The 8,326-nt window shown below is 48.6% G+C and carries 8 protein-coding genes; 5 read left to right on the top strand and 3 right to left on the bottom strand.

From position 1 onward, the window contains the following. Position 1 precedes the first annotated feature (1 nt). Positions 2-1,483 (bottom strand): MocR-like pyridoxine biosynthesis transcription factor PdxR, encoded by a 1,482-nt coding sequence (gene pdxR, locus NFR90_RS09925; protein ID WP_251452684.1) that lies wholly within the window; start codon positions 1,481-1,483, stop codon positions 2-4. A 59-nt stretch (positions 1,484-1,542) separates the two neighbouring features. Continuing rightward, the gene (locus NFR90_RS09930; protein ID WP_251452687.1) at positions 1,543-3,222 is read right to left on the bottom strand and encodes an ammonia-forming cytochrome c nitrite reductase subunit c552; all 1,680 of its coding nucleotides are present in this window, start codon (positions 3,220-3,222) and stop codon (positions 1,543-1,545) included. A 266-nt stretch (positions 3,223-3,488) separates the two neighbouring features. Here NFR90_RS09930 and NFR90_RS09935 point away from each other — a divergent pair, with 266 nt between their 5' ends. Genes NFR90_RS09935 through NFR90_RS09950 form a run of 4 tightly spaced genes read left to right on the top strand, consistent with a single transcriptional unit; the run spans position 3,489 to position 5,252 of the window. Continuing rightward, entirely contained in the window at positions 3,489-4,304 is an 816-nt protein-coding gene (locus tag NFR90_RS09935; protein ID WP_251452690.1) for a PD-(D/E)XK nuclease family transposase, read from the top strand. Between the two features lie 28 nt (positions 4,305-4,332). Next, positions 4,333-4,590, top strand: a complete 258-nt coding sequence (locus NFR90_RS09940) for a hypothetical protein (RefSeq protein WP_160335646.1) — start codon at positions 4,333-4,335, stop codon at positions 4,588-4,590. Positions 4,591-4,618: 28 nt separating this feature from the next. Beyond that, entirely contained in the window at positions 4,619-4,867 is a 249-nt protein-coding gene (locus tag NFR90_RS09945) for a hypothetical protein (RefSeq protein WP_160335645.1), read from the top strand. A 28-nt stretch (positions 4,868-4,895) separates the two neighbouring features. Continuing rightward, the gene (locus tag NFR90_RS09950; protein WP_160335644.1) at positions 4,896-5,252 is read left to right on the top strand and encodes a hypothetical protein; all 357 of its coding nucleotides are present in this window, start codon (positions 4,896-4,898) and stop codon (positions 5,250-5,252) included. A gap of 162 nt (positions 5,253-5,414) precedes the next feature. Here NFR90_RS09950 and NFR90_RS09955 read toward each other — a convergent pair whose 3' ends face one another. Beyond that, positions 5,415-7,580 (bottom strand): flavocytochrome c, encoded by a 2,166-nt coding sequence (locus NFR90_RS09955; protein ID WP_251452693.1) that lies wholly within the window; start codon positions 7,578-7,580, stop codon positions 5,415-5,417. A gap of 429 nt (positions 7,581-8,009) precedes the next feature. Here NFR90_RS09955 and NFR90_RS09960 point away from each other — a divergent pair. Further along, positions 8,010-8,326 (top strand): hypothetical protein (locus NFR90_RS09960; RefSeq protein WP_251452694.1); only part of this gene is annotated, 317 nt, incomplete at its 3' end.

The following is an 8,326-nucleotide window of genomic DNA, read 5'->3' on the forward strand; positions in this document are numbered from 1 at the left end:
CTTACCGATTAAAAAACACTTCCAAGCCGTCCCGCAGTCTTGAAACCGCTTCCCGAAGCTCATCTTCCGTGAAGTGCGCATAGCCAAGGATAAGACCGCTTCGAGAATTTGCCAGTCGATAGCACTCAGAAAGAGGACGAGCTTCGATTCGATATTTTTCGTCAAGAAATCTGCAGATTTCAATGTCGTTGACGGGGTGGTTAAAAAGGAATGTCACATGCGTACCTTCATTTTCCCCTTCAATACTGCCATAGCGGCCAAGGAGTCGGCCGATCGATCGGACCAGAGCCTGTCTGCGCTTTTCATACATAGTTTTAAGGCGTCTGACGTGCGAATCGTAGAAGCCTCTTTCAATGAATTCTGCCAAGATACATTGATGAACTTCGCTCGAGTGTCGGTCTGTCAAAAATTTCGCGCCTTCAAATACTCGGATCAGCGGCTTTGGCACGACCATATAACCCATGTTGAAGCCCGGATAAATGACTTTTGTGAAACTGCCTAAATAGATACAGCATTCATTTTGGTCCAAAGACGCGAGCGCCGGGTGTGGTTTCTTGCCGTAACGCAGTTCGCTGTCGTAATCGTCTTCTATTATCCAAGCCGAGTTTTTGGCGGCCCAGTCCAGGAGCTTTTCCCTTGTTTGGGAGGAGAAGACATAACCGAGCGGGTATTGGTGGCACGGCGTCACAAGTACGCCTCTGATGTCGCTGTGTTTTTCCAAGCAGTCAGTGTCTATGCCGTCCTGAGTGACGGGAATCGGTACGGGCTTCAAACCGCAGAATTCAAGCAGGTTCACATGCGGCTGGAAGTAAGGATCTTCGACTGCCACTAAGTCCGAAGCTTTGAAGAGGACAGAGGCGCATAAATCGAGCGCCTGCTGAATGCCGGTTGTCGCAATGACCTGATCCGCGCTGCAGGAGATGCCGCGAAATCTGCGGAGATAGTCTGCGACGGCTTCCTTATAAGGCATGAAACCGCCCGGTTCACAATAGCCGTTGTGCAGCCAGGGACTTCTGGATATGCGGCTGACAATAGTGGTCCAATTTTTCCCGGGCAGACTTTCGTGGTCGGGTGCGATAACTGCAAAAGGCAGATTTTTCTGAACGCTGAAACTTCTTGCGTCGGAAGCGACTCTGGCAGAAGCTGGAAGTTCGGCCAAACGAAGAGGGGAGTGTGCATTTGCGCTGTCAGTAGAGAGTTCGGTGAGCGCGTCTGCTGTTTCGGAAACAAAAGTGCCGCTTCCTTTGCGCGAATTGATCAAACCTTCTTCAGTAAGCTGCTTGTATACATGCGAAACCGTGCTTCGGGATACGTCGAGCAGATCGCTAAGCTGCCTGCTGGAGGGCAGCGGATCATTTGCAAGCAGATTGCCGGACTCAATGAGCGAGCATATCGCTTTGTAAAGCTGCTCGGACAGAGGTTCTGAATTCTCGCTTCTGTCTAAAGACAGAGAAGCGAGTCTCGGGTGCACTTTGTTTGCCATATCGAAATTGTAAAAGCATGAGACCGGACAAACGTCCGGTCTCGACACGAGTTATCGATTTACTTTACGGCTTTTTGAGCTTCTGCAGTTGCCGTTCGCAGGTTCTTGATGACGTATGAAGATGTTTCTTCAAATCCCGAAGGATCGTGTACGCCTTTGGAGTAATCAGAGAAGTAGAAACCGGTGGTGTGCAGATAGAGACTGTAAGCGTCCTGAAGTTTCTTGTACTGGTCGTCCGGAATTTTAACTTCACCGACTTTAGCCTTGATAAGGAGGTCGCGAGCTGCCAAACCGTAGCGCTCTAATCTTTCCTTATGGATGCGGTAGCGCTGCTGAATTGTGGCGACCATATAAGCGGCCTGTCCTTCACTCCAGTTATCTCCGTTTGGATTGCCATGGCAGTCGGAACGAGCGCAGGTGTTCTTATACTTCAGGGTCGGAAGACTCGGCTGATGCTCGAGAGTGCCGTTTTCTTTCTTAGCGAAATGGCAGTCTGTACATCCGACGCCTGCTTGGCCGTGCTTGGATGCAACAACAGTTTCCATATGGTAGTGGTCGGTGGAAACAGTCTTAACTCCGGTCGCTTTATCGATTCCGTTATAAAGACCGAGGCCGCGAACCAGATTCCAGCGCTCCAGCGGATTGCCGGCAAAATACGTACCGACGGACCATCCGTTTCTGTCGATCGCGTTCTTTTCATGCGCTAAAGAGCCGTCGCTGTCCTTGTAGAAAGTTTCCGAACGGTTGTGGCCCTGATGGCACTGTCCGCACATGTAATTAGAGTTTGCCTTATCAAGAATCGCAATCTTTCTCGGGTATCCGCGTACACCCATTTCGATGACTTCAATCTTCGGGTAACCGGTTTTGCCGACGTTTTTCTGATAGTTGGAATCCTTAAAGTCTTTATGAGACATAGCCTCGATCAGATGATCGAACACAATGCGCGGTTCAGCTGAGTGAGGATCGTGGCAGGTAATACAGTTAAAGCTGTTGTTGACAGTCTTAAGTACCTTGTGGTCCGGATCGTCGAAAGCTAAGGGCGCTTTCGGATCTCTCTTTCCGAGGTATGCGTAATCGAGCATGTTGTCATTCGTCTTGCACTTTAAGCAGTCCGAGCGGCCCATGATTTCGCGGCCCTTTTGCGGACGCCATGTGAGTGAAAGCGTCTTGGAGGGTTTGATCTTGTCACCTTCCTCGGGGCGGGTGTCAGTGAGTGCTTCCCAGAGCGGAGCGCCGGGCTTGGAAAGATCGGTGTACTTTTTGTACTGATATCTTCCGTCAGAGCGGACGTTGGCAAGGTCGGTCACGATGCTGGAATGGAATCTCGGCAGCCTGAACTGAACATCACGGAATGAGTTGTCGCCGGTGAGATCTCGGAATTGAGCATAAGTAGGCGGCGTGTTCTTCAGGGCCCACTCATAGTGATATTTCGGGTCCATGATGTCTTTGTGCTGCTCAGTGTGGCACTGTCCGCATGCTGCGTATTCAAAGTGAGTCGTCGGCCGATTCTCTTTACTTGGAGCGCTCATATGCTCCTTAGGAATGTCATGGCAGGCGACGCAGTTGACGTTCTTGTGGGCGCCTCTTGTTGAAAGCGTTTTAATTGCTGAGGCATGACATCCGAAGCACTGGTTTGTGTTAACCGGGTCTTTTGCAGGCAGGGTGTCCGCGGCGACAGCGGAAAGCGAAAACAAACTGAGGCTTAATAAAAGCAAGCTGGGTATTTTTGCTGTTTTCATTTTTGTCTCCTTAAGATTGACTTCATTTTCCAAAACAATCTTTTTGAAGAGCAGTCCACTTTATGACTGTTTCAGCAGTCCACTTGGGTTTGTCCTGAGATTGTTTCTCTGCGAACAAACAAATGTTGTTTTGACGTTTTTTGTCTTACCTGAGCAGAGGGTAAGTTTTATTAAAGTCCTATCTTATTGGGCTTATTAAAAATAATTTACCCTTCCTTTCTTCTGCCTCAGCTGATAAAATTAAGACCTAACGAAAAGGATAAAAAATGAAAAAATCAGCCCGGAGATATATCGAAAACGTTCGTCTGATGGACGATATCTTTTTTGAAGTTTTTTTCAAAGATCAACCGCAATGTATAGAGGTTGTGATTCACGAAATTTTCAAGCAGTTAGGGTATCCGCTGGTTAAAGTCAAGAAAGTCGAGGTTCAGAAAAACCTTAATGCACTGGATAAAAGAACAGTGAGGCTCGATGCATTGGCCGTGGATGAACAAGGGAATCACATCAACATCAAGGTTCAACGCGTCGTTTCGAGTAATTTGGAAAGGCGCGCACGTTACCATTCTGCGCTGCTTGATACGAACAGTTTGGAAAAGAACAGTGATTTTTCATCTCTGAATGAGTGTTACGTGATATTTATTACAGAGAAAGACTTCAAAAGAAAAGGATTGCCCGCGTATCAAATTGAGAGGATCTGCGTTCAGGACAATACTCATTTCAGAGATGGAACGCATATAATTTTTGTAAATGGTGAATATCGCGGTGAAGATCCTATCGGCAAACTAATGCATGATTTTTCTTGTAAAGGAGCTGACGAGATGAAAAACGAAACTTTGGCAGAACGCATGCGCCTCTTTAAAGAGACAAAAATGGGCCAGCGCGAACTTTCGGGTATTGAACTGGATATAGCTGAAAGTAATTGGGAAGGAGGTCGGCAAGAAGGTCTGGAAGAAGCTAAAACGGACATGGCCGCAAAGTTGATTCTGCTCGGACAGATGTCACTTGAAGCGATTGCGGAAGTGAGCGGATTGCCTATAGAGCAGCTACGAGAAATTAAGTCGAATCTATCTCTTTCTGTCTAGACGTTCTCCGCTTTAAGGGATCCAAAGAGTGCAAAAAGAAACATGGTCAGATCGTCTACGTCGTGAGATAAGAGAAGGCGAGCGTGAACTTTCAGGTATTGAACTGGAGATGGCTGAAGAAGCTTGGGCCAAAGGTCGGGCCGAAGGTTGGGCACAAGTTCAAGCGGAGATGGCTGCAAAGTTGATTCGACTCGGGCAGATGCCGCTTGAAGCGATTGCTGAAGTAGTCGACTTGCCCATAGAGCGACTCCGAGAAATTAAGAAAAATCTTTCACATCCGACCTAGACGCCTTTCGGATTAAAAGGTTCAAAGAATGCAAAAAGATACTCTGGCAGAACGCATGCGTTTATTTAAAGAAACAGGAATAAGCGGCCGCGAACTTTCAGGTGTTGAACTGGAGATAGCTGAAGAAGCTTGGGCCGAAGGTTGGGCACAAGCTCAAACGGAGGTGGCTGCAAAGTTGATTCGGCTCGGACAGATGTCACTTGAAGCGATTGCTGAAGTGAGCGGATTGTCTATAGAGCAGCTCCGAGAAATTAAGAAAAATCTTTCTTGTTCGTGAAAGGTCTCCTGTTTAGGAGGTTCCAAGAATGAAAAGCGAAGTTCTGCGCGAAATAGAGAATTCCTGTGACAGCATAGAAGACGTCTGCAGAAAATGTTCAGGTATTGAGTTGGATATTTATGAAAGGGCGTGGCTGGAAGGTTGGATGAAAGGCTGGATAATGGGCTGGATAGAAGGATGGGCGGAAGCGCAAAAGCGGTTAGTCAAGTACCGAATGGAGGAGGCAGTAAAGCTGCTGCAGCATGAGTCGAAGATGCCTATCGAATTGATTTCTGAAGTGACAGATGTGCCTGAGAGTACGCTTATGAGCGTCAACGACATGCTTATCGATCTAAAAAACCTTTCGGAACAGCTGGATTTGGACCAGCAAAAACTCAGACTTTAGCTAATGTCCTTCGATCTCTAATGAAAGCTTGAAAGATCAAAAGCACACGAGCTGAGCTTCATAGACTTCGAGGACGGCAGCGCTGAAATTATTGTATTAACTCTGAGAGCCATACAGCCAAATAAGAGGCCCGCGTGAAAGCGGGCCTTCGTCAACTAACTTCTATTTCTGCGAAACAGCGCTTTTAGCGGCAATGCGCCCAAAGGTTAAGACGTCCGCAGTGGCGTTTCCGCCGAGACGGTTAGAACCGTGGATGCCGCCCGTAACTTCGCCGGCAGCAAAGAGTCCGGGGATCGGTTTGCCGTTCTTATCCAAAACCTGAGCGTTCGGAGAAATCATCAGACCGCCCATCGTGTGGTGGATGGAAGGAGCGCGCGGTGTCGCGTAGAACGGCGGTTTAATAATCTGTCGGTCAAACAGCTTGCGGCCGAACTTCGGATCGTTCTTGGCTTCGACCATCTTGTTGAATTCCGCAACAGTCGCTTCCAGTTTGTCAGCAGGCATACCCAGCTGCTTTGCCAGATCCGCAAGTGTATCGGCTTTATAAATGCGGCCGATCTTGACGAGAGTTTCAACGTCTTCATTGAAGCTGTTGAGCGGCTTAACAATGGAAGAGTCATTGATGTCGTAGCAGATCGCGTCAGGCTGCTTCTTAATGGCGGCAACGAACTCATCTCGTCTGGCGTCTTCCTTAACGAAGCGCTCACCGTTCTTATTGACGTCAATGACATCATCAAGACCGCTCATCTTGCGGGCGCGGCCCTGAAGAGCGCCGGTACCCGGTGTGGCAAGCGGATAGACCTGAACATAATTCATGCCGGTTGTATCTGCGCCGTGTTTGGTCGCGATGATAATGCCGTCGCCGGTTGCACCCGGCTGATTGGTGGAGACCATATCAGGTGTAAGGTGCGGAGCAGACTTCTGGCGCATCTCTTTATTCTGAGAGTAGCCGCCGGTTGCAAGAATGACACCGTCCTTGGAGGTGATTTCGTACTTGTTGCCGACTTTATCAGTGGCGGTGACGCCAATGACGCGGCCTTTGTCATTGATGATGACGTCATTGACTCTCAGGCCGAGTTTAAAGCGGACATTCTGCTTGACAGCGTTGTCATACAGCGGAGAAATTAAGCCGAGCCCCGCCGGAGCATCAAGCTGATGCGTACGCTGCCAAAGCGCGCCCGCGCCTTGGCTGAGGCGATCCATAACAGGAGCGCCTTTGGACTGCATCCAGTGCAGCGTGTCGAGAACGTTGTTGGCGTACTCGCGAATCAGAGGAATCTTGCCGACTTTGTCGCCGCCGTTATAGGTCTGAAGCGCATGCCATTCCGGACAGTCAAAGAGTGTTTTGGAACCGCTCTTTAAGTAGGCTTCGTACTTGGCTTTAACGTCAGCCATTAACTGTTTGTGTTCTTCGCTGACCGGTTTTTCGCTGATCGCTTTTACAATGGCGTCTTTGAGTGTATCCGTCATCGGAAGCGTTTTCTGGCGTTCCGGATCAGCCGCGTTGAAAGCGGATGCGCAGCGGAGCGTGTTGCCGCCGACAACCGGCATCTTCTCGATTACGAGAACATTCTTAACGCCGAGATCTTTCGCGGTTACCGCTGCGGATAAACCTGCGCCGCCCGCACCGACAATAATCAGGTCGGCATGATCTTTAATGGAGCCTGCGACTTTTTTAATTTTTTCAGGAACCGGTTTCTGGAAGTTGGCGATATTGCCGCCTGCCTTTTCAATTGCCTGTCCGATGGCTGTCTTGAATGCGGTGCTGGTGACGGTTGCGCCTGCGACATTGTCCACGTTCAGAGTCTGGTATTCGATAACATCTTTACCGATGGTCTTAATCGCAGTGTCGCCAAGGAAGCGTGTTTCACGCTGTCCGGGTGTCTTGATATCGGTGATCTTGTTGTCTTTGATGGTCACTTCAACATTGAGCCAGCCGTTGTTGCCGTATGCTTGGCCTTCGAAGACGCCGTTCTTTAACGAGACCGGAGCGGCTTTTTTGCCGCTGGCTTTGCCAAGGCATTCCTGAACAGCTTTCTTAATGGCGGCAGATGTGACAGAGGCGCCGGCAACAGCCTGTACGTCGGCAGACTGAGCGGTCATGATTTCCTTCGGAAGCTGTACGACAGCTTTAGAGCCGATACCTTCAGTTTCCTGCTGCTTGAGCACTTTAACGGAAAGAATTTTATCCGCAGAAGTCTGGACTTCGACGGTGACCGGACCGTTCTGTCCGGCGATGGAAGCGGTGTAGGTTCCGGGTGTGTAGGCAAAAGCTGCAGTCGAACAAATGGCGGCGCTAATTGAAAGTGCAAGTGTTGTAAGTTTCATAAGTTCTCCTTGAATACTCTATTGTTAATCATAGAGTTAGATTTATTCTAGACTTAACGCGCTGCTTTGAAAGCAGGGTAAATAAACAGACAATTCCTGAGGTAAGGTTTCAATTTCTTGGATAATCGCATAAAAAGGTTAATCGTCGTTTGCGAATGATTTTAAAATTTTTAGTTTGCGAAGTTGCTTTTGTGCTACGAGCCGAGTGCAGATGAGCTAGAAGCGTTTTAAGAGACTATGGGCTCGATTAAGAAATTAAAAGTGATAGGTGCAGCATCTTTCCTGAACAGGCAATCAGCGGTCGACAGGCCTAAATTCTTAGGCTTGTTCTTTAGAATAAAGAGAGTAACTACTATCGTTAACAAAATGCTCACTGTTAGAGCGCCTTTGTTGTTAGACTCATCCTCCTTCGCATAGACAGATTTAGAAATGGCAAAGATTGTTTTTGATATTGAAGACGAGCTGAAAAAGCGTTTGCTTGACTCTCTTGACGAGCTGCAGATAGACCGCAAAAGCTGGCTCGAGCAGTGTATATGCGCCTTTCTGCTGCGAGACGCCGTTGAAAAAATCAAAAAGGAAGAAGAAGTAGCCGAAGCGGAAGCTCAGCTTGGCAGCCAGGCAATGCCTCTTCCTATCGGCGGGTTTTCTCTTTCAGAGGACGTTCCGCCCGAGGTCCTCCAGCAGGTCATTACTGAAAGCCTAAAAGAAGGCTTCAAAAAGCTCGGTATTGAGATCGAGTGCAAAGG

This window comes from Parasutterella muris, assembly GCF_943193095.1.
Lineage (GTDB): Bacteria > Pseudomonadota > Gammaproteobacteria > Burkholderiales > Burkholderiaceae_F > Parasutterella > Parasutterella muris.